Annotated in this window: 25 protein-coding genes; 12 read left to right on the plus strand and 13 right to left on the minus strand. The window is 45.6% G+C overall.

Features of this window, described 5'->3' with window-relative positions; genetic code table 11:
* Positions 1 to 4: 4 nt before the first annotated feature.
* A complete protein-coding gene (locus tag EL268_RS06470) occupies positions 5 to 523 on the minus strand; it encodes an acyl-CoA thioesterase (RefSeq protein ID WP_106653915.1) in 519 nt (172 codons plus the stop codon).
* Positions 524 to 1,055: 532 nt separating this feature from the next.
* Between EL268_RS06470 and EL268_RS06475 the strand changes: the two genes are divergently transcribed.
* From EL268_RS06475 to cydC, 9 genes are all read left to right on the plus strand, one after another.
* A complete protein-coding gene (locus EL268_RS06475) occupies positions 1,056 to 2,000 on the plus strand; it encodes a GNAT family N-acetyltransferase (protein ID WP_106653917.1) in 945 nt (314 codons plus the stop codon).
* A gap of 233 nt (positions 2,001 to 2,233) precedes the next feature.
* Positions 2,234 to 3,967: a stage II sporulation protein P gene (gene spoIIP, locus EL268_RS06480; RefSeq protein WP_106653918.1), complete on the plus strand. Its 1,734-nt coding sequence runs from the start codon at positions 2,234 to 2,236 to the stop codon at positions 3,965 to 3,967.
* Positions 3,968 to 4,040: 73 nt separating this feature from the next.
* The gene (locus EL268_RS06485; RefSeq protein ID WP_106653919.1) at positions 4,041 to 4,907 is read left to right on the plus strand and encodes a pentapeptide repeat-containing protein; all 867 of its coding nucleotides are present in this window, start codon (positions 4,041 to 4,043) and stop codon (positions 4,905 to 4,907) included.
* Between the two features lie 741 nt (positions 4,908 to 5,648).
* Positions 5,649 to 6,047 (plus strand): sigma-70 family RNA polymerase sigma factor, encoded by a 399-nt coding sequence (locus EL268_RS06490; RefSeq protein WP_232030284.1) that lies wholly within the window; start codon positions 5,649 to 5,651, stop codon positions 6,045 to 6,047.
* Positions 6,037 to 6,792, plus strand: a complete 756-nt coding sequence (locus EL268_RS06495) for a hypothetical protein (RefSeq protein WP_106653920.1) — start codon at positions 6,037 to 6,039, stop codon at positions 6,790 to 6,792. Before EL268_RS06490 ends, EL268_RS06495 begins: the two co-directional genes overlap by 11 nt.
* A gap of 497 nt (positions 6,793 to 7,289) precedes the next feature.
* Positions 7,290 to 8,705, plus strand: a complete 1,416-nt coding sequence (locus EL268_RS06500; protein WP_106653921.1) for a cytochrome ubiquinol oxidase subunit I — start codon at positions 7,290 to 7,292, stop codon at positions 8,703 to 8,705.
* Positions 8,695 to 9,708 carry a cytochrome d ubiquinol oxidase subunit II gene (gene cydB, locus EL268_RS06505; protein WP_106653922.1) on the plus strand — a complete coding sequence of 338 codons (1,014 nt, stop codon included), beginning with the start codon at positions 8,695 to 8,697 and terminating at the stop codon, positions 9,706 to 9,708. Before EL268_RS06500 ends, cydB begins: the two co-directional genes overlap by 11 nt.
* The gene (cydD, locus tag EL268_RS06510; protein ID WP_106653923.1) at positions 9,708 to 11,453 is read left to right on the plus strand and encodes a thiol reductant ABC exporter subunit CydD; all 1,746 of its coding nucleotides are present in this window, start codon (positions 9,708 to 9,710) and stop codon (positions 11,451 to 11,453) included. The genes cydB and cydD overlap by 1 nt, the downstream gene beginning before the upstream one ends.
* Positions 11,450 to 13,207, plus strand: coding sequence for a thiol reductant ABC exporter subunit CydC (gene cydC / locus EL268_RS06515; RefSeq protein ID WP_106653924.1), 1,758 nt, complete (start codon positions 11,450 to 11,452; stop codon positions 13,205 to 13,207). Before cydD ends, cydC begins: the two co-directional genes overlap by 4 nt.
* 46 nt (positions 13,208 to 13,253) lie before the next feature.
* Here cydC and EL268_RS06520 read toward each other — a convergent pair whose 3' ends face one another.
* The 12 genes from EL268_RS06520 to EL268_RS06575 form a co-directional block, all read right to left on the minus strand.
* Positions 13,254 to 13,616, minus strand: a complete 363-nt coding sequence (locus EL268_RS06520) for a YmaF family protein (RefSeq protein WP_331251416.1) — start codon at positions 13,614 to 13,616, stop codon at positions 13,254 to 13,256.
* Between the two features lie 100 nt (positions 13,617 to 13,716).
* Positions 13,717 to 14,280: a signal peptidase I gene (lepB, locus tag EL268_RS06525; protein ID WP_106653926.1), complete on the minus strand. Its 564-nt coding sequence runs from the start codon at positions 14,278 to 14,280 to the stop codon at positions 13,717 to 13,719.
* A complete protein-coding gene (locus EL268_RS06530; protein WP_106653927.1) occupies positions 14,265 to 14,528 on the minus strand; it encodes a hypothetical protein in 264 nt (87 codons plus the stop codon). Before EL268_RS06530 ends, lepB begins: the two co-directional genes overlap by 16 nt.
* 54 nt (positions 14,529 to 14,582) lie before the next feature.
* Positions 14,583 to 15,053 (minus strand): GNAT family N-acetyltransferase, encoded by a 471-nt coding sequence (locus EL268_RS06535; RefSeq protein WP_106653928.1) that lies wholly within the window; start codon positions 15,051 to 15,053, stop codon positions 14,583 to 14,585.
* Positions 15,054 to 15,078: 25 nt separating this feature from the next.
* Positions 15,079 to 15,258 carry a hypothetical protein gene (locus tag EL268_RS06540; RefSeq protein WP_106653949.1) on the minus strand — a complete coding sequence of 60 codons (180 nt, stop codon included), beginning with the start codon at positions 15,256 to 15,258 and terminating at the stop codon, positions 15,079 to 15,081.
* 160 nt (positions 15,259 to 15,418) lie between these two features.
* Complete coding sequence (locus EL268_RS06545; protein ID WP_106653929.1) at positions 15,419 to 15,775, minus strand: group I truncated hemoglobin; 357 nt, start codon at positions 15,773 to 15,775, stop codon at positions 15,419 to 15,421.
* Between the two features lie 141 nt (positions 15,776 to 15,916).
* Entirely contained in the window at positions 15,917 to 16,594 is a 678-nt protein-coding gene (locus tag EL268_RS06550; protein ID WP_106653930.1) for a hypothetical protein, read from the minus strand.
* A 262-nt stretch (positions 16,595 to 16,856) separates the two neighbouring features.
* Positions 16,857 to 17,222 carry an HsmA family protein gene (locus EL268_RS06555; RefSeq protein ID WP_106653931.1) on the minus strand — a complete coding sequence of 122 codons (366 nt, stop codon included), beginning with the start codon at positions 17,220 to 17,222 and terminating at the stop codon, positions 16,857 to 16,859.
* A 181-nt stretch (positions 17,223 to 17,403) separates the two neighbouring features.
* Entirely contained in the window at positions 17,404 to 17,844 is a 441-nt protein-coding gene (locus EL268_RS06560; protein ID WP_106653932.1) for a hypothetical protein, read from the minus strand.
* A 199-nt stretch (positions 17,845 to 18,043) separates the two neighbouring features.
* Complete coding sequence (locus tag EL268_RS06565) at positions 18,044 to 18,247, minus strand: hypothetical protein (protein WP_056491295.1); 204 nt, start codon at positions 18,245 to 18,247, stop codon at positions 18,044 to 18,046.
* 271 nt (positions 18,248 to 18,518) lie between these two features.
* Positions 18,519 to 19,715, minus strand: coding sequence for a site-specific integrase (locus EL268_RS06570; protein ID WP_106653933.1), 1,197 nt, complete (start codon positions 19,713 to 19,715; stop codon positions 18,519 to 18,521).
* A gap of 12 nt (positions 19,716 to 19,727) precedes the next feature.
* Positions 19,728 to 19,937, minus strand: coding sequence for a helix-turn-helix domain-containing protein (locus EL268_RS06575; protein ID WP_106653934.1), 210 nt, complete (start codon positions 19,935 to 19,937; stop codon positions 19,728 to 19,730).
* A 153-nt stretch (positions 19,938 to 20,090) separates the two neighbouring features.
* On the opposite strand from EL268_RS06575, the gene EL268_RS06580 reads away from it, so the two are divergent.
* From EL268_RS06580 to EL268_RS06590, 3 genes are all read left to right on the plus strand, one after another.
* Complete coding sequence (locus EL268_RS06580) at positions 20,091 to 20,900, plus strand: Fic family protein (RefSeq protein ID WP_126435377.1); 810 nt, start codon at positions 20,091 to 20,093, stop codon at positions 20,898 to 20,900.
* A 306-nt stretch (positions 20,901 to 21,206) separates the two neighbouring features.
* Positions 21,207 to 22,433, plus strand: a complete 1,227-nt coding sequence (locus EL268_RS06585; RefSeq protein ID WP_106653936.1) for a helix-turn-helix domain-containing protein — start codon at positions 21,207 to 21,209, stop codon at positions 22,431 to 22,433.
* A 25-nt stretch (positions 22,434 to 22,458) separates the two neighbouring features.
* Positions 22,459 to 22,650 (plus strand): hypothetical protein, encoded by a 192-nt coding sequence (locus tag EL268_RS06590; RefSeq protein WP_106653937.1) that lies wholly within the window; start codon positions 22,459 to 22,461, stop codon positions 22,648 to 22,650.
* Positions 22,651 to 22,696 lie beyond the last annotated feature (46 nt).

A 22,696-nucleotide genomic window follows, 5' to 3' on the forward strand; every position in this document is an offset into this window, starting at 1 on the left:
CCAATCACGGTTCCCACGGGCGTCTGGTTCCAAGCATATCCGCGAGATGCCTGTTATCCTTGCGACGTATTTTACGTGCCGCAGCTCGCTCGTCAGCACCGTTGTGCAGGAATACTTCCTCTTCCGTCTCTGGCACGATCTTGGGCACGGGGGTAGGCCGCCCATCCTCGCCAATCGCGACGAACGTAAGAAATGATGTGGCACAGACGGTTCGAATGCCCGTTAGCAAATCCTCCGCAACAATTTTGACAAAGACCTCCATCGACGTGTTATGCGTCCATGTGACGAAGGCTTCGAGGGCAACCTCATTGTCCACCCGGATCGGCTGCAAAAAGTCGACGGAATCAGTAGAGGCGGTAACGACTGGTCCCCGGGCATGCTTCATGGCAGAGATCGCAGCAACATCGTCGATATGCGCCATCAGCCTGCCGCCGAACAGCGTATTGTGATTGTTCGTATCCGGGGGCAGCACATGGCTTGCTTTGAACGTGCGAGACTCCCGAACAAAACGTTGAATCGTCATAAAGGTAGCTCCCTTCTTTCTTGCACTCGGATTATGAATGATGACAATCTTCTCTCCTTTTCATTGTTCCACAAAATAATGGATCTATTCCTCTTCGTTGGAGTAAGACGGCGAATTTTATCAAAGGCTATGGATGGGATAAGATATGCGAGAGGATGTTGTCACGAACGTCATTTGCCGCTATACTTGTGGAGTAGTTCATGGATAAAAATGTAATGGTTGTTGCTACGACCGTCTCTATATCGAAATGGTATGCACGTAAAAACAGCGGAAAGGAGGGTATCCCCATGAAAAAAAGATCATTAATGTCTTTGCCAAAAGGAATGGGATACTCCACCGCTGTTTTCTTTGATCTGGCTAAATCACGGGAGAAGTATGTCCAAAAACGGATATAGCGACCATCCTTTGATGTAGTGGGATTCATCAGGATACAGTGGAAAAACGCCACAGGTCGCATTCCTGTGGTTTTCTATTTGGGCACCGCAGGATTTCCTGTGGTGTTTTTTTATTTCGAAAAAGGGAGATGGATTGTATGCAAAGAAACGGAGAGAACATTTACGTAAGGCTGGTACAGGAATCGGATGCACAGAGCCTCTTGGCGCTTGAAGTGAGAAACAGAGACTTCTTTCAAAATTTCACTGGGACGAGAGAAGAGGCGTTTTACACGCTGGAAGGACAAATCGACAGGATCAAGAGTGCGACAGCTTTAAAAGAAGAAGACAGAGGGTACGTCTTTGTCATTGCGAAAAAAGGACAGGATGAAATCATTGGGGAAGTCATCCTTTCAGAGGTCGTTAGAGACAATCTGCAAAGCTGCTGGATCGGCTACTTCCTGGACAAAGAGCATAATGGAAAAGGCTACATGACCGAAGCCGTAAAGCTCGTCGTTGACTATGCGTTCGAAACATTAGGTCTTCACCGCTTGGAAGCAGGCGTGATGCCGCATAATATAGGCTCGATTAAGGTGCTGCTAAAAGCTGGTTTTCACAAGGAAGGGATTGCCAAGAAAAACGTGAAAATCAATGGCCGGTGGGAAGATCATCAAACACTGGCGATCGTGAAAGAAGAACAAACCGACCAGGTGAAGCCCATGGTCCAGCGCAAAAATCCAAGTACAGTTGCTCCGCCTATGGGACCCTATACACATTTGACCGTCGTTCCAAAAGGAGCCGAGTTGCTCGTGCTTTCTGGGCAAGTAGGAATGGACCTTCACGGAGAGTTGCCGACAGATATGAAAGAACAAGTAGAAAACACGCTACAGAACATCCTGCGCAATTTTGAAAGTGAGTCAGTAACTGCGGACCATATCATCAAAATCAATATATGGGCAACCGAGGAAATGGATTGGAGGCATTTTAATCAGGTGTGGGAGAAGTTCCACGGGGGGAAACCGCCAGCGATGACTATGTCTTACGTCCCAGCATTGGCTGTCCCTTCGCTCAAAGTGGAGATAGAAGCTTGGGCAGCGAAATGGTAGGAAGGAAATAGAGTCGAAAGAGAAAGGGTGAAGCTTTTTGCTTCATCCTTTTTTCTGTAACTTTTTTCTAGCAAAAACGTCATTATTTTCAGGAGATAGAATGAGCGTGACGATATTGCTGTTTTGAGAGCAAAAGATGTCAAAACATGAAGGAATATACGGGTGAATCGAGAAGTTCTTTCTATTAGCTGGATTTTCCAAAAATACGAAAAAAACAGAGGGGAACGAGGAACTTGCTTTTACGAGTAAATGTCAGCTTGCTAGCTGTTTTCTTCCTGATTTTGCTGATGCCTCTGTCCATTGCGCGAGCGGCCACCCATGTAGAAGTGGCGGTCGATCAGTTAAATATTCGAAGCGAGCCAGGTACAACTACCCAGATCGTCGCAACACTCAAAAAAGCGACGCGGTTGCCAATCACCAAACAGCATAAAGATTGGACCCAGGTAAAGCTGCCGAACGGCAATACCGGATGGGTCAATAATAAGTATGTCAAGATGATAGAAGTTCCACAGATCAAATATGTCAAAAGCAATGTGGACATGCTGAATGTTCGGGCAGAACCAAATGCCACTGCACAAATTTTGCAGATCATCGACAAAAACGGTGTGTTTTTGCAAATGAGAAAGCAAGGGGAATGGGCACAAATTAAGCTGTCTGATCAAAAGAACGGCTGGGTGAAAGCCAGTTACTTGACGGAGACAACAGCACCACCACCAAAACCGCCCCAGGCACCAGCACAAATCCCGGACCCGACAACAATTCCAGCACCGCCCCCTCCTGTACTACCATCCAATACAGGGAGTGAATTCGGGCAAGGGACAATCGTATTAACCGAAGGCTATGAAGTTTATGCACAGCCAGATATTCTTGGTACCGTCATTGGTCAAATGCATGGCGGGATGACAATCAATCATTACGGATATGCGAATGGTTGGTACACCATTAACTTTAACGGGACCTATGCCTATATCTTCAAACCAATGGAACAGACTGGGACAGCTCCGACACTGCCGAGTTCAACACCGGGGGCACCAGCGACTTTGCCAACAACACCGCCTCCCTCTATACAAGAACTACAGATTCGCGTCAAAAATCCTGATTCTAACATCCGCAACGGTCCCTCAACCGATCATGCGATAATCGGAACGGTTCAACCCGGACAAGTATTCCCGGTTGTGCAAACAGTAGGAGACTGGTACATCATCAGGCTGGCAGACAATTCGACCGCCTATATCGCGGGGTGGATTGTAGAGAAGATTCAACCAGCTGGTACTTTGCCACCGACAGGAGCTACATACGAGTACAACAGTGGGATGATTGGAAACGAGAAAGTGTATATTTATCACACCCATAACCGTGAGTCTTGGCGAAATGTAGCACGGAACCAACAAGGGAGCTCGGTAGATGATCCTGAGATCAACATCACGCTTGTTGGGAAAAGGCTGGGCGAGCTGTTGCAAGCAAGAGGCATTTCGGCAATGGCGAGCCAGGACGATTTCGCTCAGAGATTGAGGGAACAAAATAAAAGCTACTCGATGTCTTATTCCGAGTCGTACAAGGCGGTAGCGGCAGCGGCTGCAACCAGCCCGCACTTGCAGTACATTTTCGATATTCATCGGGACAGTGACGAGCCGCGCAGCAAGGTAGCGATCACGATCAATGGCAAAACCTATTCCCGGATGCTGTTTGTAATCGGAACAGCGAATCCGAACCATCTGGCGAACAAAAAGCTGGCGGAAGAGCTGCACGCCCGTCTGGAAGTCTCTTATCCCGGTTTGTCGCGGGGGATTATCCTGAAAGGTTCAAATCAGGGGAACGGGGTGTACAATCAGTCCATTTCCGAGGGAGCCCTGCTTTTGGAATTCGGTGGTACGAACAACACCTTGGAAGAAGGCTATAATACAGCAGAAGCCTTTGCCGAAGTCTTTGGGAATTACCTGATCGAATCTCAAATCGCATTCCAATAAACAGTCAATAAAAGTAGCACGATTCTTTTCGCCATGAGCGGGAGAATCGTGTTTTTTTCCAGGAGGATCATTTATGGCTAGACATCAAGCACACATACAATCTACTGACGATAATAGTCGCGGTCATCTTCAAGGTGACTGTGAAAGCTGCTTTGGCTTATGCTGTGTCGCATTGCCTTTTGCTGCTTCCTCTGACTTTGCCATCAATAAAGACGCAGGCAAGCCCTGTAGCAACTTACAGGCAGACTTCCGGTGTGGTGTTCACACAAAGCTGAGAGGGATAGGCTTTCGTGGTTGTACTGTCTACGATTGCTTTGGAGCTGGTCAAAAGGTGTCTCAAGTCACTTATGGCGGTCAAGATTGGCGGAAGGAACCCGGATCAGCGAAGCAAATGTACGAAGTATTTCCGATCATGTGGCAGCTTCATGAGCTGCTTTGGTATATAACGGAGGCGTTGACCAAGCAAGCTGCCCAGTCCCTCCATCCTGCATTGAAGGAAGCGTTAGAGGAGACACAGCGCCTGACGGATCGCAATCCTGAAGACATCCTGAAGCTGGACATCGCTTTTTATCGAGCAAAAGTTAATGAACTATTGTTGCAGACAAGTGAACTGGTACGTAAGGACGCGGTTGCCAAGTACAAAGGGGGCAAGCAAGGAAAAAACTATGGCCGAGGCGCTGATCTCATCGGTGCCAAGCTCAAAGGCGCTGATTTACGAGGTGCCAATTTGCGTGGCGCTTATTTGATAGCTGCTGATCTGAGAGGAGCGGATTTGCGGGGAGCTGACCTCATTGGTGCAGATTTTCGCGATACAGATGTGAGCGGAGCGAACTTGACGGAGACGTTGTTTCTTACGCAGGTTCAGCTCAACGCGGCGAAGGGCGATGCAATCACCAAGCTGCCACCTTCGTTTACGCGTCCACCGCACTGGGGTAAATAACGGAATCAAAAGCAGGATGTCATTTGTTGACAGCCTGCTTTTTTTGCTAGAAAAGGGAACTAGAATTGTCCGTAAAAAACAGTGCGATTGCAATTTCCATGAATCCAGACATATGATTCCCTCCAAGTCAAAACGCAGTTTACGAGTTAGGGTTTGAATGCAACCCGATTATTTCTATTGTTTCGACTACAGCTACCCTTCTCGGACCTTCCATAAAATATCCGATCACCCCATGCTCCATTCTTTTTGTGTGGACCTCTTTACGCATATGGGGAAAAAGAATCCACATGCGTGCAGTTCCTTCTGTAGGGACAGGACTTGTGTTATCTAAAATGATTGCTCCGTGATCATCCTCAAATTCAGGATGGATGGCAAATATGCCTGTTATGCTCGTGTCATCATTTCTTCATAGGGTACCACACGTTATTTCCTCCATCTTGAAAAACGTTGTTAATACATTTCTACTTTTGCCGTATTAACTATCGTGAGGCTCACAACCAAACAAATTGCGCAATTTGTTTATTCCATCCAGAAGGGAGGAGAAGTAGTTGGAGATTGCCCAAGTGAACACAGGCATCTGCCAAAAAGAAGAACACGAAAGGCAAGCGGAAAGCATGTCGACCGAAACTTTTGCCCAAATTTATGGTGCGTACTATAAGCGCGTCTACAAATATATTTGCTATCGTATCAATAATCACTACACAGCACACAGCGGAAGAAATATGCAGTCATGTGTTTGAAATGGTGATATCAAAATACAGCAGCTTCTCGCCGGATAAATCAAACTTTGAGGTCTGGTTGTTTGCGATCGCCAGAAACGCAGTGACAGATTACTTTCGCTTACAGAAAAAAAGAAATAGCTTTTCATTGGATTCGATTCTGAATCTGGTCTTGCCGAAGTCGTCTCCGGAGGACATCGTGATCCGCGACGATAATCATCAAGCCTTATTTCAAGCACTGGCGAAGCTGAGTGACAAGGAGCGCAATATCATCGCCATGAAATATGCGGCTGGTCTTAAAAACGCAGAAATCGCAGAACTTCTTGGTGTCAGTGGTTCAAATATTGGCGTCGTGCTCTACAGATGCTTGAAAAAGCTGCAGATGGAATTGCAAAAAGGGGGCTTCCGTTATGAAGAGTAAGCATGATCTAGACGATTTTCGTGAACTCACCGACTTGCTTACTGATCTGGAGCTGGATGACGCCACTCCAAAAGCCAACATATACAATCGGTTGAAATTCAAATTGGAATCAGGAAACATACAACTACATGATAACCAAAAGGACGGGATCTATATGAAAACGAATAAATGGAAAGCTGCTACAATTAGTGCTGTTGCTGTTGTTTGCCTTTTAGGTGCATTCTCGACTACATCGTTTGCCCAAGGAATGCTCCAGACGATTTTGGCACGCTTTCAGGTCGGGAACATGGAAATTACCCAATACGATAAAGAGCTGCCTGCTGCACAGTCCAATACCCAAGGAATCGAGATACCTATAGAACACAAGGCCCCCCCACAGATGACATTGGAAGAAGCACGCGCAGCCAGCAAAATGGACTTTCCCGCACCGACATGGTTGTCAGAGCATTATTCCTATAAAAACACGGTCGTTCATGGCAAGGGTATGGTAGAAATTCAGTATGAAAAAGAGAAAGAGTTTCTTTCCTTGTTGATTTCAAACGGTGGCGAAAACGGCATCAGCACGACAGAGGGTGTCAAGATTGAAACCATTGGCGGGAAGAAGGTTTATTTCGCCAACGGAATCGTGATTTGGGAGCATGAAGGATTTACTTACGAGCTGTATCAGATGGCAGAGAAGAGCTTTGATGCTGCGACCATCGGCAACATCATCGATTCCTTGTCAACGAAATCCGCCAAAAAATAAGCGGTTGTTACTTCACCACGTACCCAGGCACAACCGACTTCGAATGCTTTTCGAGGTCGGTGATCGTCTGGGTATTTTCATAATCTGCTAAAAAAGAAAAAGTGTACCGAAAGTCTGTGGAGGAATATGCAAAGATACGGATTCATCATGTTGTTCATACTTGGAATCGTAGCGTACTCGATCCTTCCGGTGTTAATCGCCCATGATAGGAAAATCCTAAACAGTCACAGAGTGTTAAAAATCATGTAACGAATCGGACACTCTCTAGGGTCAAAAGTCCTGCTACAATGATACATGACCGGAAATATACAGGGTAAAACAAAAAACTCTCTCACGAAGATGAATGCGAAAAGGGGGTTACAAGAGAGAGAATCATTTGTGAATTTTTTCACATATATTTGTGATTATTTTCACAAAATCGTCATAAATGCTGGTTTCCCCACTAGTATAATTCCGGTACATAAAGGCCAAAACGCGAATAGAAAGGGATCTTGTACATGGATATAGTGGATTTGGGACGACTTCAATTTGCGATAACAACTATCTTTCACTTTGTTTTTGTGCCGATTTCCATCGGGCTGTCATTATTAGTAGCCATTATGGAAACGATGTATGTGGTAAAAAAGAATGACTTATACAAAAAAATGGCCAAGTTTTGGGGAACCTTTTTGCTCATCAATTTTGCTGTCGGGATCGTGACAGGGATTATGCAGGAGTTCCAATTTGGGATGAACTGGTCTGATTTCTCACGATTCGTCGGCGACGTATTTGGGACACCGCTAGCGATTGAGGCCCTCTTAGCATTCTTCCTCGAATCGACTTTTATTGGACTATGGGTGTTTGGTTGGGATCGGTTGTCCAAAGGAGTGCATCTCGCATGTATATGGCTTGTATCCATCGGAACGATTCTTTCGGCTCTCTGGATTTTGGCAGCCAACTCGTTCATGCAGCAGCCAGTCGGCTTTGCTATCAAAAACGGACGTGCAGAGATGGTCGATTTCTTCGCTCTCCTTACCAATGGACAATTACTATATGAATTCCCGCATACCGTATTTGCGGCATTTGCGACAGGTGCCTTCTTGGTAGCAGGTATCAGTGCTTGGAAGCTGTTGAAAAAACAAGACGTTACATTCTTTGTGCAATCTTTCAAAATCGCGATCGTGGTAGCATTGATTTCCTCGCTGGCTATTGCTCAATTCGGTCATGGTCAGGCACAGTATTTGGTTGCTACCCAACCGATGAAAATGGCAGCGAGTGAAGGACTGTGGGAAACAAGCTCGGACCCAGCTCCTTGGACGGTCTTTGCAACGATTGATCCAGAAAAACAAGAAAACGGTTTTGAAATAAAAATTCCTTATTTGCTTAGCGTTCTGACGTACAACTCACTTTCAGGTTCTGTACCGGGCATGTTGGAACTACAAGAAGAGTATGAGAAAACTTACGGTCCAGGAAACTACATTCCACCAGTTCGGACTACCTTCTGGAGCTTCCGCATCATGGTAGCAGGCGGTAGTGCCATGATTTTGCTGGCTTTGTACGGGGCATATCTCGCTTTACGCAAAAAGCTGGAACAGCCAAACAAGCGGTTCATGCAGTTGATGGTTGCGGGTATCTCACTACCATTCATCGCAAACTCAGCAGGTTGGATCATGACGGAGGTAGGTCGTCAGCCGTGGACGGTATTCGGGCTTTTGCGGGTTGAAGATTCGGTTTCGCCAAGCATTAGCACAGGAGAGGTATGGTTCTCTCTGATCGCCTTCACGACGATTTATCTCATCCTGCTCTGCGTCTTGGCTTATCTGTTTGCTCGTGTAGCCAAAAAAGGACCGGATATGGATAGTCATGAGGAAGTAGAGGATTTACAGCTCCAGGATCCATTTGATCGTGTAAGGGGTGAACGTTATGGAGCTTAATGAACTGTGGTTCCTGCTCATTGCCGTTCTGTTTACCGGATTTTTCTTTCTCGAAGGCTTCGACTTTGGTGTCGGCATGGCGACGCGCCTGCTATCACGAAATGATTTGCAAACCCGGGTTTTGATCAATACGATTGGCCCGTTCTGGGATGCCAATGAAGTTTGGTTGATTACAGCCGCTGGTGCGATGTTTGCAGCGTTTCCAGAGTGGTATTCCACGATGTTTAGCGGGTATTATCTCGTGCTTACGCTGATTCTGCTTGCCTTGATTGGACGCGGGGTGGCATTTGAATTTAGAGGCAAGGGGAAAGGCGAGGCTTGGAAAAAGACGTGGGACGCAGCGATTCTGATTGGAAGCTTTGTACCGCCGATGTTGTTCGGAATGGTCTTTGCCAGCTTGGTGAAGGGGGTGCCGATTGATCAGAATATGGAAATGACTGCGGGCTTCTCGGACATTGTGAATGGATACTCGTTGTGGGCAGGAGTGACAGTAACGAGCTTATGCTTGCTGCACGGACTCAACTTCATCTCGCTGCGCACTGTGGGCGAGCTGCGTGAAAAATCACGTGTGCTGGCAGCGAAGCTGTTGCCGATGCAAGCGGTTCTCATGGCGGTGCTTGTAGGGTGGACATTCATGGTAACTGATCTGTTTGAGCGCCAGGGTGTTTTGTTGACAGCAGCCGTACTCTTAGGTGTTGTGGCTTTTGTACTGGCTCGCCACTTCTTGAGACAAGGCAGGGAAGGATGGGCTTTCGGGATGACAGGTGCGATGATCCTGCTGACGTTCGTCTCGATGTTTATCGGTTTGTTCCCACGGGTGATGGTCAGCACGATTGATAGCGCGTTTGATTTGACCCTCTATAATGCAGCTTCGAGTCCATACACGTTAAAAGCAATGACCATTGTTGCAGCAGTGCTTTTACCGTTTGTACTAGCCTATCAGGCTTGGAGCTACTTCGTTTTCCACAAACGCGTCACTGAAAAGGATCATTTGGAGTACTAATGGACAAGGAATTGTTCCGATTACAAGGAATCCGACCGGTTATGCTGCTGCTAGCCGGTCTTTCCCTCCTGCAAAGTGCGGCGATTATCGGTCAGGCACTGCTTTTGGCGAAGTCGATCGCGATCTTGTTTGAAGGTCAAGCGGTCCAGATGGCGTACCAGCCGCTTGCGCTGTTTTTGGTCATGATAGCCGCTCGTCATACCATCGTTTGGCTGCAAAAGAAAGTGGCCGGCCGTTTTGCTGAAGCTTCCAGTGAGTCTTTGCAAGGCCGTGTTCTATCCCGATTGTTCGAGCGTGGTCCACGTTTTGCCGCCAGTGAAGGAAGCGGAAAGCTTGTTACGCTTGTCCTGGAAGGTGTAGATCGTGTTCGTACCTACCTAGAGTTGTCTGTTCCGCGCACGCTGGATATGGTTTTTGTTACGTTTCCGCTTCTGGCATTTGTCTACATGCAAGATGTGATTTCTGGACTGATCCTGACAGTAACAATGCCTGTTCTCGTCGGATTTTTTATCGTACTCGGTCTGGCGGCACGTAAACAGGCAGACAAACAATGGCGCTCGTATCGAATGCTATCCCATCACTTCACCGATTCGCTTCGCGGGCTTGCGACGCTCCGGTTTTTGGGGCGCAGCAAAGACCATGGGGAGACCGTCGGTAGAGTGAGTGATCAATATCGATCCGCTACGATGCGTACGTTGCGTGTCGCCTTCCTGTCTTCTTTGGCACTCGACTTCTTCAGCATGCTGTCGGTTGCGTTTGTGGCGGTCGGTCTTGGGTTGCGGCTGATTGAAGGAAACTTTGGCTTTGAAACGGCATTGGTCATCCTGATTCTTGCACCGGAATACTTTTTGCCAGTACGGATGCTGGGATCGGACTACCACGCCTCATTAGATGGTAAAGAGGCGTTGGGAACTATTCGTACCATTATCGATACTGGCGCTCCAGATGAACAAAGAGAGAAAGCACAGGCAACGGATAGCCAGACGTCGCTGACTGGTGTATGGGATGGAACGATTACCTTGTCCGATATTCGAGTCGTCGGTGAAGATGGCAGACAGGTACTGGGTGAGATATCTGCGGAATTGGGCAGCAATAGGAGAAGAGTGGGCATTGTTGGGGCGAGCGGGGCAGGAAAATCAACCCTCCTCGGAGTACTAGGCGGCTTTTCTGATCCCGAAGCTGGCGTGATTCAAGTAGATGGGCAACCCATTACGGGGGATGCGAAGCAGGAGTGGCAGCGGCAAATCGCTTACATTCCACAGCATCCGTATTTATTCAATCAATCGTTGGCGGATAACATTCGCTTCTATGAGCCGGAAGCGACGCAGGAACAGGTGAAGCAGGTGATACGTGATGTCGGTCTGGGAGAGCTGATGGACAGCTTGCCAAATGGCTGTGACGAAATCATTGGCGAAGGGGGACGTACGTTAAGCGGCGGACAGGCACAGCGGGTTGCATTGGGACGTGCGCTGCTTGGCAATCGACCAGTGGTTTTGCTCGACGAGCCGACCGCTCACTTAGATATTGAAACGGAATGGGAGCTCAAACAGACCATGTTGTCGGTGTTGGGTGACAGGCGCGTATTTTTGGCTACACATCGTTTGCATTGGATGCGAGACATGGATTGGATTTGGGTAATCGACAAGGGACGACTGGTAGAAGCGGGTACCTATGAACAGCTCGTTGCACAAAAAAGCGTATTTTATCGGTTGTTGACAGCTGGTGCCAAGGGGGAGAAAGGATGAAGGAAGCGCGAGAAGGCAATCAGGGTTGGTTTCTTCCATACTTTCGCCAGTATTTCTGGCAGTTTGCCGCAGCGGCTTTGCTGGGAACCTTGGCAGTGGCATGTGCGGGTGCTTTGCTGTATACGTCTGGGTATTTGATTTCCCGCTCCGCACTCAAGCCCGAAAATGTCTTAATGGTCTATGTTCCCATCGTACTTGTCCGGGCTTTTGGCTTTAGCAAAGCAGTCATTCAGTACCTGGAGCGTTTGGTTGGACACGATGCAGCTTTGCGTGTGTTGTCGCGTATGCGCGTTCGTTTGTACCAGGCCATCGAGCCGCAAGCGCAGCTCCTCCGCACTCGTTTTCGCACGGGAGATTTACTTGGCGTACTAGCAGATGATATCGAACAACTACAGAATGTCTATCTGCGCTTTGTGCTGCCAGCCGTCTCAGCGGTCCTCCTCTACGGGGCAGGTATTGTGGCACTCGGAAGAATGGACGGGATGTTCGCGCTGCTGATGGCGCTTTACTGTGGTTTTCTGCTGTTTGTTGCACCGGCAGTAGTCTTGTGGTCATCCATTGCCAAGAGTCGTCAGTTCAAGCAGGAGAGACAGGCAGCATACCGGGAGCTGACTGATGCTGTTTTTGGCATGAGTGACTGGATTCTCAGTGGTCGTACGCAGCAGTTTCTCCAGTTGTTTACAAGACGGCAAAAGACGGCCGCCGAGATCGAAAACTCCATTCGACGCGGAGAATGGCGAGTACAGTGGATGTCGCAGTGTGCAATCGGTGGTGCCATTGTCTTACTGGTCATTTGGGCGGGCGGACTTGCCGCTGCGAATCAGATTCCGGTTACGTTGATTGCTGCGATTGGGTTGGTTGCATTTCCGTTGATGGATGCGTTTGCCCGTATTTCTGACGCGGTTGTGCGGATGCCAGAATACAAGGAGTCTCTGGAGCGGCTTCGGGAGATCGAGGGTAGTCGTGAATCCATTGTGAAAGCGCAGAAGGAAAAGGTGGCAGATCAAGCGGGGGGCAGTTTGAAGTTCGATCATGTTCATTTTCGCTACCCACAAGCCAACAATTGGAGTGTGCAGGACGTGTCTTTTGAGGTGGCTCAAGGGGGCAAAATCGCGTTGCTCGGTCGCAGCGGAGCTGGCAAATCGACGATACTGAACTTAATTCGAGGTGCCATACAGCCGGAAGCGGGCCAGGTGACAGTAAATGGGCAGCCTGTCCAATCAGAAGAGGCCTCTGCTAGTTTGTTTTCCGTGCTGAATCAGCAACCGTATTTGTTTGACACAACCGTAGCCAATAACATCAGGCTTGGTCGGCCCAATGCGTCCGATGAAGAGGTTCGTGCTGTGACAGCTCAAGTCGGTCTGGATCAGCTGATTGAATCCCTACCGGACGGTTATCAAACACGGATGCAGGAAACTGGTCTGCGCTTCTCTGGCGGAGAAAGGCAGCGTATAGCTCTTGCCCGGATTTTGCTGCAAAACAAGCCGATCGTTCTCCTTGATGAGCCGACGGTGGGATTAGATCCGTTGACTGAACGCGATCTGATGGAAACGATCTTTCGTGTCTTGCACGGGAAAACATTGATTTGGGTGACTCATCACTTGAGCGGTGTAGAGCAAATGGACGAGGTCATTTTTATGGAGCAGGGAGTCATCTCGATGCGGGGGACACATGAGCAGTTGTATCAGGACAATCCAAGGTATCGCAACCTATATACATTGGACTGTCCGTTGGCGTCAGTGTTGGAAAAATAAGTAGAGGAAACGAGAGGCTGTTCCGGGGAGGAACAGCCTTCTTCGCTTAAGATAGGGCCTCGCTGGTTACACCCCGGTAGTAATGAGTGTGCCCGTCATCATAGGTGGTTTGCCCTGAAAACTCGTGGTAATGACTTCCGTCCGGCAGCGGTATAGGCGGCCCCGTCCATCCCCTGTAGCGATGCACATGTCCATCATCAAATGTAGTGGTACCTTCGTAGTAATGGACGTGCCGATCTCTCATTCCCTGAGGGGGTGACGTTCTGCCACGTATTCGGTGACGATGACGACCCGAAATGCTTGTCAGTGTGTCATACCCATGAAAATGCCCGGGCCGATCGGCAAATCGAATAAAGCGTAAGGAATGAGAGTGCCGAGAGCTCATCAAGAAACGCCCCTTTGTATGCATTTATCACTAGTAAATGCGTTTGTCAGGCGTTTCGAAACGGACATTCGTCTATGCGTTCAATAACTGAGAGCCTTCCTCATTGGAAAAGGCTCTCATCTGATTAAAACAGTTTTTTTCCCATAATATGATCGAGTGGAATCACGCCAATGACTCTACTATCATCGCTATTGTTACGATTATCTCCCATCACAAACACATGATTTTCCGGTATGACGATTTTAGCATCAGGTACGTTGACCATCTTTTCTTTTATGTACGGCTCGTTTAACGGCTGTCCATTCCGATACAGGCTCTCGTTCTTAAACTCCAAAGTATCGCCGGGTTTGCCTATGACTCGTTTTACCCAGAATGTTTTGGCTTCGCTTTTCCCCGTGGCGAGCATGAGTAAAGGATTTTCAAGGATGTCATCTTGTAACGTACGATCCCGGTTTACACGGCTGTCGACCACGACAATATCGTTGTACTCAGGGAGATAAGAGAATGTGTGGGATAATTTCGACACATAGATGCGTTCATCGTTTTGCAAAGTGGGCTCCATCGATTGTCCATTCACTTTAAATGGTTGGAGGACAAATATGTTAACCAGCATTGCGAGTGAGATGGAGATGCCCAACGTTTTGGTCCAGCCCCATAATTCTTTTACGCTTTTCAAATCAGACCGCATCCTTCCACGTGAAAGATTACTTTGGTATGGCTATTGATAAGTACGTGAAATGGTGCTTTTTGGTTACGTAAATGAAAAGATGACAGCAAAAATGCCACTGGGGACAGAACCATTAATCCAGCTAGTGTAAGGAGACCAAATGCAAGGTACTCAGCATAATTGCCTGCTTGATCGATGTTCCCCGTCGTTATCGCTATGATCATACAGAGAATCTGCAAAACAGCGCCGAAACCAAGTGCTTTAAGCATGTGAACGACCTACTTTTTTGGGTATTTGAACTGTGATTACGGGTTGCCATAAGATTAGATCTTCTTAACAAAAGTAACCCGGTCATTTCCTTTTCCATCATAATTTGAGGTCACAGCAATTCCATCCACCATTTTATCTCCTTTTTCAACCGCAAAACCTAGCTTGGTGTGGAAGGAGATTGAGCCTTTATTAACAGGAGAGGTAATGCATCGAATCGTATCGCATCCTTTTTGTTTTACAGTTTGAAAGAAATGGTGGTATAATTCGCGTCCCCACCCATCTTTTCGCTTGTCCGGATGTACCCCAACGAAGTGAATGTAAGCTTCTCCAGGGAACGTCTGGGACAAGAAGCCGATGAGGAAAGCGATGACTTCTCCATTCTCTTCAACAATAAAGCTCGTTGACTGGAAATGGATAAAAAACAGCTTGGGTAACATATCAGACATTTGTCGCCCACCCCACCAATCGTTGAGGACCGGAATAACTTTGAGGTAGTCGTGCTCTTGTACATTTCGGATTTGCATCATGTCTGCCTCCTTATCAACATGCTCACTGTGACAAGTCTTTCTGCTCGGGCAATTTTTCCCAGACTACAATGATTAGTGTTGCGATCGGGCCGAGGAATAAAGAGAGAAAAAACCAGTTAAGACCGCTTCGATTTTTTCCTTGAGCTAGTCCGGCGTTGATGAGGGCCAATGTACCATAACCAACAAAATATTGATCTTCCATTTTCGAAACTTCCTCCATTGTTCAAATATTGCTCCTATCATATACGTAAGGAAGAAAATAGAGTTGCTAAGAATTTTACAAAATGTGTATGAGCAAACTAAAAATGGCCAATCGATAACGAAGGGCCACTGAGAGGAACGTAATCCACCTGGTCGCTCGGTTATTTATACAAAATATCATCCCGTAGTGACGCTACTTTGCTCAGCGCATCGGCAATATCTTCTTCGCTGACACCAAAGTGAGTCAAGGCATCACGCAGATGCCTAACGATAGCATCAAAATGGATGGGTTGCAGATTCATCCCTTCGTGAGCCTTTGCCATAGACTGGCCAGAATATTGATTCGGACCACCGAGGGCATAGCTGATGAACTTTGTTTGGTGTTTACGCTGTTTTTCCATATCGGTGTCTTTGAAAAAGTGGTTCACGGTGTCATCAGCTAAAACTAAATCATAAAAGTAGTCCACTACTTTTGCGACCGTATCTTCCCCACCATATTTCTCGTAAAACGTGCTCATCATTGGCCTCCTTAGGACGTTTGCTTCCCTTATAATTCCACGATTGATGGAAACTTATGAATAAAAAAAAGCCCACAAGCTGATGCCGATTGCATTTCGACGTCAGCCTGCGGACTAGATGCATGTCATGTGCGCTTTGTTTTAGCCAACTTTCCTGATCACTTTCGAATTTCCACCTGAACTGATAATGATCCATCCTTCAGGAACAGGCGAGGCTTGCAGTACCTCAATCTGTGTTCCGTTAGGAGCATCATTAACATTTCTGATCACATTCGATCCTCCATAGGTTCGAACCATGATCCATCCTTTTGGGATAGGCGAAGCGAGCATCACTTCTACCTCCGTGCCGTACGAAGCACCGTTCATATTCTTGAGTACATTCGATCCTCTAAAGGCTCGAACCATGACCCATCCTTCAGGAATAGGCGAGGCGAGCATCACCTCTACCTCCGTACCATAAGAAGCACCGTTCATATTCTTGATTACATTCGATCCTCTAAAGGCTCGAACCATGACCCATCCGGTTGGGATAGGCGAAGCTAGCAGCACCTCTACCTCCGTGCCATAAGAAGCACCGTTCACATTCTTGATCAGGTTCTGCGTTCCTAAAGTTCTAACGATAACCCATCCGGCTGGAATAGGTGAGGTAAGCGACACCCAGATTTCTTCACCATACGTGGCGTTTCTGATTTTTTTATTGGAAGCGTAGGTGGTTGCCTTTTCCTGTGTAGGGAGCGCTGCCCCTTGGACTTGTGTGGCTAGAGAGGGTACTACGACGACTGAACTTAATGACAGGATAATCAGTGCTTTTTTAAACATGAGCATCAACCTTTCTGAAATGGTGAATGTTGTTTAGAAAACGATTAACGAGTCGTAGCTAAAAGTTTTATATTTCTAAAAATAGTAATTTATTACATTTTATACGATTATCGTTCTGATTACTTTAGGAGATATTGTCGAATGGTAGGCAAAGTTGATGATAGGTTGAACAGCCGCGAGAAAAGCAAAAGACCCTCTCATCGGTTGAGAGGGTTGAGGTAAGGGTAGATTGTCCGCGCGCGGTGCGTAATAGAGAGCATTCCTATTTCATAAAGCTTAAAGCGACGCCAATGGAATAAGGAACAAGCCATAAAAGCCATACGATCAGGCTAAATTTATGGAATTGCCTGATTTGATGTTCCTTCTTTTTCCACAGGACGACACACGCCCACACTGTATGGAAGAACATCAAGATCAGAGCGATCAACCCAGTAATGCCATGCAAATTGAAACTGGAGCTCTCAGCGAGCAATTTCATAAAAGTGGTTCCGACGGTATCGAATGCTAAACCGAAACCAAAATAGAAAAGGTGTTTCAGCTTTAGTTCTCCAGAACGTCTTTCGCTCCATACGCCAATCGTATAGGCAAGTAGAGCGAGATTTATAAAAATGACAGCCGCTGTTAACATGTTAGATCATCTCCTGCATCATTTCTTTTGACTACGCTTGTAAGTGTAATCGTTGAATATGAACGAGAGATGAACACAATCGTTAAGTGGTTAAGTGTCTATAGTAAGTATCCGTTAGCAACTAGTTGCGTAGAGAAAAGAGGCTTTCATATGCGAAAGCCTCCATAAATAATCCAAACATTTAAGGAATTGTCACAGACACGGTTCCCATTGCTCTCCCGATTCCGCTGTTCCTAACCAATATATAGTATTTTCCTGCGGGTAATTCTTTGGTGTTTGTAAATGTAAAGGACCCGTTGCCGTCAAAACGTCCAGTACCAAATGTAGAACTACCATCTGGACCAAAACTCAAGATTCGATAGGTCAAGTTGGGTGTAATGGAAGAAAGCCTACTTTTCTGCGTTACATGAACAGTAATGTTTCCAGGGGATTCAATCTCGAACAATTTAGAGTCAACAGAGCTTCTACTTCCTAATTTAGTGTAACTCAAAACTTCTGTGGTCTTTGAAACAGGAGCAACCGCTTCTGTAGACTGTGGTTGGGCACTGCTAGCTATTGCGCTGGTCGGAATAACAAGCATGGCAGATAACGCGAGAAGTGTGGTTTGGATAAATTTTTTCAATGTTACCACCTCCAATTTATTGATATCCAATAATACATTACCTTCATATCCATATTTTAGCAACATCTTCAGATGAGAAATATTACCAAAAAGCGCCCTTTTTTAAAGGAGCACTTAGGCAGCTCATCAAAGTTGAAAAACAGCAGCAACCAAGGAATAGGAACTGATGCCCCTTTCGAGGAGCACCAGCCCTGCAGAGTTAGTTTTCTAGGTGCGACAGATCATCTGCATCAAACAAGTGTTTCAAGATGGCGTGGCTCACCTCGGTAACAGGCTCGAAAACAAAAGCAACCAGGTGTTCGTGCGGCTCCAGATAATAATTCCTGTAGCCCAGCTGAATCAACTCCCGATTGAGTCGCGCTGCATCTTCGAAACTTGCGTAAAAATACAGATGCTTGGTCATAGTATCACCTCCTTCCGCAGTAAACCGTAGCAGAAGGAATAGAATCACACCAACGATCACGACCTTGATTTCTAATTGGAAAAGGAAAAAACCCTTATTTACAATAAGGGTTTTTTCTTTCTCATCACCTGATCACTCTACCGATTATCCACTTTCTCCGGATACATACTAACAAGCTTAAACCCTTATATATCAAGGGTTTTTTAGCGTATGAAATATGAGTTGTTGACGGATTGTTGACGAAAAAAAGGAGCTGCTGTGTGGCTGCTCCTCATGCATTCTTATTCTTTATTGGGATGATATTGTTAAATTTATTTGCTGCTTCTTTGTCTGCGGTTTGGAGAGCATGTCCATAAATATTCATAGTAGTGGTTATGCTGGCATGTCCTAGACGTTCAGAGATAATCTTTGCGTGAACGCCTTGGCTGATTAACAGGGATGCTGACGTGTGGCGTAGTGCATGGAAGCGTATGTATCGAAGTCCATTGTTTTTTAAAAAACGTCTAAAGTGTAAATATGGGGTTGATGGATGAAATGGTTTTCCATCAGGATTGCAAAATACAAAGAAGTGATTTCCACCATTCCACTTGTCACCCATCTGTAATCGCATCTTTCGAGCATGAAGATAATATTCTTTTAACTGCTCAGTCAAAGCATCAGGAAGGCTAATCTTCCGCTTTGATTTTTTTGTTTTTGGTTCATTGATGATTGTTTCGCCATTGATCCGCATAGTTATGCTCTGTTTTACTTCAATTGTTCCGTTTTCAAGGTCGATATGTTTCCATTCCAAGCCTATAATCTCTCCCCGGCGCAGGCCAGTTGTGATCGCGAAGGTAAACAACAGTCGCCAATGTATAGGCTCCTTTTCCAGAGCTTCAAAGAGAACGGCAACATCTTTTTCATCGTACACCTCAACATCTTTATACGATTCTTTGGGCTTCTTAATATCGGACGCTGGATTCTTTTTTATGACTTTCCATTCCTCTGCCCGCTGTAAAATATTTTTGATAACACGATGAATATATCTAATTGTTCCTGGCGCTAAACATCCTTCCTGCCCATCTTGCCGGCTACCCGGATCACCTAATTCAGAAATGAACCTCACAATATGAAACGGTTTTATTTGATCTAACCGCATATGCCCAAAAACAGGAAGAATGCGTCTTTTAAGGTAGCCCATATAAATGTCTCGCGTTTTTGGACCAAGTTCTTTTGATGCAAAATTTTTGTACCATTGGTCAACAAAGGTCCCGAAAGTCATTTTCTCAGGTGAAATGAACTCCCCAGCCTCGACTTCCATTTTGAATTTCGCCAGTTCCAATTCCAGATGTTCTTTTAACTTCTTTGGTGTGAACTTCTCAGTAATTCTTAGTGTCCTCGTACGTTTGATCCGTTTACCTTTTGCATCATATCCTGCTTCCACTACCAGGAGATAGGAGTTTTCTCCACGCTTCTGATAAGATGCCATTCCTATTCCCTCCTATTCTTCATCTGGAATGTGTTCAATGATGTCTTCAATGCGGCAATTAAAGTGATTGCAGATTTTATCGAGCACTTCCATTGCGACAAACTCGTCTCTACCCATCTTTGCAATTGTTGTTGAATGAAGCGCAATCTGTTCTTTTAAATCTTTCTTTTTCATCCCTCTATCAATTAACAACTTCCATAAAGGTTTGTAAGTGAATCCCAAACAAAACCCCTCCCTTTCGAAGTAAGTATATCCTTAAAAGTGCTGTGAAGCAAATGAAAAATACGCATATGTGATTTTTTTGTTGACATTAGTGTGAAAGAGTAGGTAATATAACTACATCAAAGTGATTTTTTAATACCTAAAAACGTGCTGATGGAGGCGATTCACATTAATGCTTATACTCTGGAAACAATGGAAAAGTATAGCCGTTTTACGTCACGAGAAGACTTAATATCCACAATCAATCAACACTTGGGTAGTCTGCAAGAAAAACTAACTCCTGCGACATTGAAAGTTCTTGATGCAATTAGAATGCGTTCCAAGAAGATTTATGGAGTCGCGTATCTAAAAATTGAAACAATCATTACTTTAACAAAAGTAAGCCGGGCAAGCGTGGAAAGAGCGATTAGAAAGTTGGATCAGGTAGGGATCATAAAACGAGTGACAACATCCAGAAAAACGGGACTCCAAGGGGCGAACATTTACTATTTTTTACCCCTGAATGACGGGGTTGAAGTGACGGGGTTGGACAAGCCCAAAACGCCTGAGAAATCAAAGGTTGAGGCTCCCAAACAGGATACTAATACAGGGGTTTTTAATACTCCAAAAAGACCAAAAGAAACTAAGAAAAATAACGTAAACGGAACGCACCTCGCGAAAGACAGCTTAGTAATTCCCTCTTACATCCCGAAAGATTTCGCTAAGTTGATCCAGCAAGGATTTTCATGTGGACGAGTGATCAAACAGTTCTGGAGCAAGGTGGTGATGTTTAAAAACGTTACAGGATGGACCCGTAACGAAAACGTATTGCCAGTTGCTACAGACGCTTGGGAATACACCAAGAACGAGTACAAGAGGGATAAAAATGAGTGGGAGCTTGATCGATTCCTAAAATGTTTCTACGGGACGATGAAGCGGATCGAAGAGAAAAGAGTCGAGGAGCACGCAGCGATGTGGATGTAATTTTTAAAAAAGTTTGCCGATACTATAAAATTTTGTTAAGGAAAATGCTATACTATTTGGGTAAAATTTACTTTTGTTAAGAATCAATCTAAAATAGGTAAAAGCAAAAAGCCAACGGGGTCTGCATAGTTGGTAGCTATGCAAACTCTTTACCACCAAGACACACCCTTGGTGGCGGGCCGGAGCCACTTTCCATTGACTTAAACATTATTATACAACAAGTGGTACAAATTCGGTGTTTTACTTAAATCCTGCCATCATAAAATTGGTGTAAGGCTTTTGCTTCTCAAAGGAGAGAAGTAATAAATGCCAAACAAAAGAAAATATTTCGGGGAACTATTGCGCGAGCTACGGCACACAAAGAAGTGGAGCCAGGAAGATTTAGCAGAAGTATTGGACGTTTCGCGGCAAACTATTGCAAATACCGAGAGAGGACAGAACGTCCCAAAGGTTAGGTTCGTAGAGCATGTGTTTCGACTATTTGAATCGGTAGAGATCGTCAAGGCATATGCCGCTATTCAAGATGACAAACGAGAGCTAATAGCTCTTGCAAATTTCGTAGCAGAGGTAGATTATTCAGTCGCCAAGCAGATCATGAAGAAGGTAATTCGCGGATCGTTGAAGACGAATGATTTTGAAACTATGTTTCCCGCCATGTTTCAAATTGTGATGTGGGACATGAAGATTAAGAAAAAGGTTAACCCGAAGAAAAGCAGCTGGTTAATCAGAATAGCTGAGAATCTTGGTCCAGATCCCGACCTTTTTATCGAGCTGACAGACGAGCTTTATGCAATATCTGGCTCATCCAAAAATTACGAAGCATTCATTACTATAACCGAGGCAATTAAAGACAAAGTTTATCTGGACAACAGAAAACTATCTTATATGCTGGGACACCAAGCAAATGCTTATTACTATACAGGCGATGAACACAAGGCTTACAAGAAGATGTCTAAAGCCATCGAAGTAATGAATGGAGAGGTTTATAAACATACTCACTTTATCTACCACAAGCACGCAATGATTTGTTTGCAAAAATTCAATTACGATGAAGCATTAGAATGTGAGCTAAAATGTTTGGAGATTCTGGAACCAACCAGTGATTTTCTCAAATTTATCAATGCAGGTCTTGCACGCCTCTACTATATGACAGGAAGATATGAAGATGCACAAATCTATTGGGAATCTGCTTTCAAACGACTTGGGAAGAATGACCCCGAGCGGACACATTCCCTTAACGATATCATCATGATGGAGATTAGATTAGGGAACCTTGAAAGTGCTAGAGTCAAAATCAAGGAATGCGACGAAATTCTCAAGTTAGCAAGAAAGAGTGACTGGCGACATTACGATGATGAAGATATGTTATTACGTCGTAACAAAGTGATGCTAAAGGCTGTTGAGACTGGGGAGTATGTAACAAGAGAAGTCGATAATATTCTGCAGGAGCTTGAGAAAAGTCATTTGAAAGATGAATTGTTGCTTACTAAGAATTTTGTCCTAGAAAGAGCATTATTGTCAGTTAGAATATAGGTATCACGTTGTAGGAGGTTTGTTCATGAAGAAAAAGCTTATCTTCATCCCGAGTCTTGCGTTGTTAATCGGATTATTCACTGCGAACGAGGTATCTCTGGCCGGACCACCAGATGGCTGGGGGATAGCTCCAGAAACAAAAGTGATCCAAACTGGAGATTCCGAGCCAACGACTTGGGGAGTTTCTCCGCTTGGAGGCCCCCCTGACGGTTGGTAATTCTAAACCATTAATGTAAAGTGGCTTACAAATTTTGGAGAAAAAA

Source organism: Brevibacillus brevis (assembly GCF_900637055.1).
Taxonomy (GTDB): domain Bacteria; phylum Bacillota; class Bacilli; order Brevibacillales; family Brevibacillaceae; genus Brevibacillus; species Brevibacillus brevis.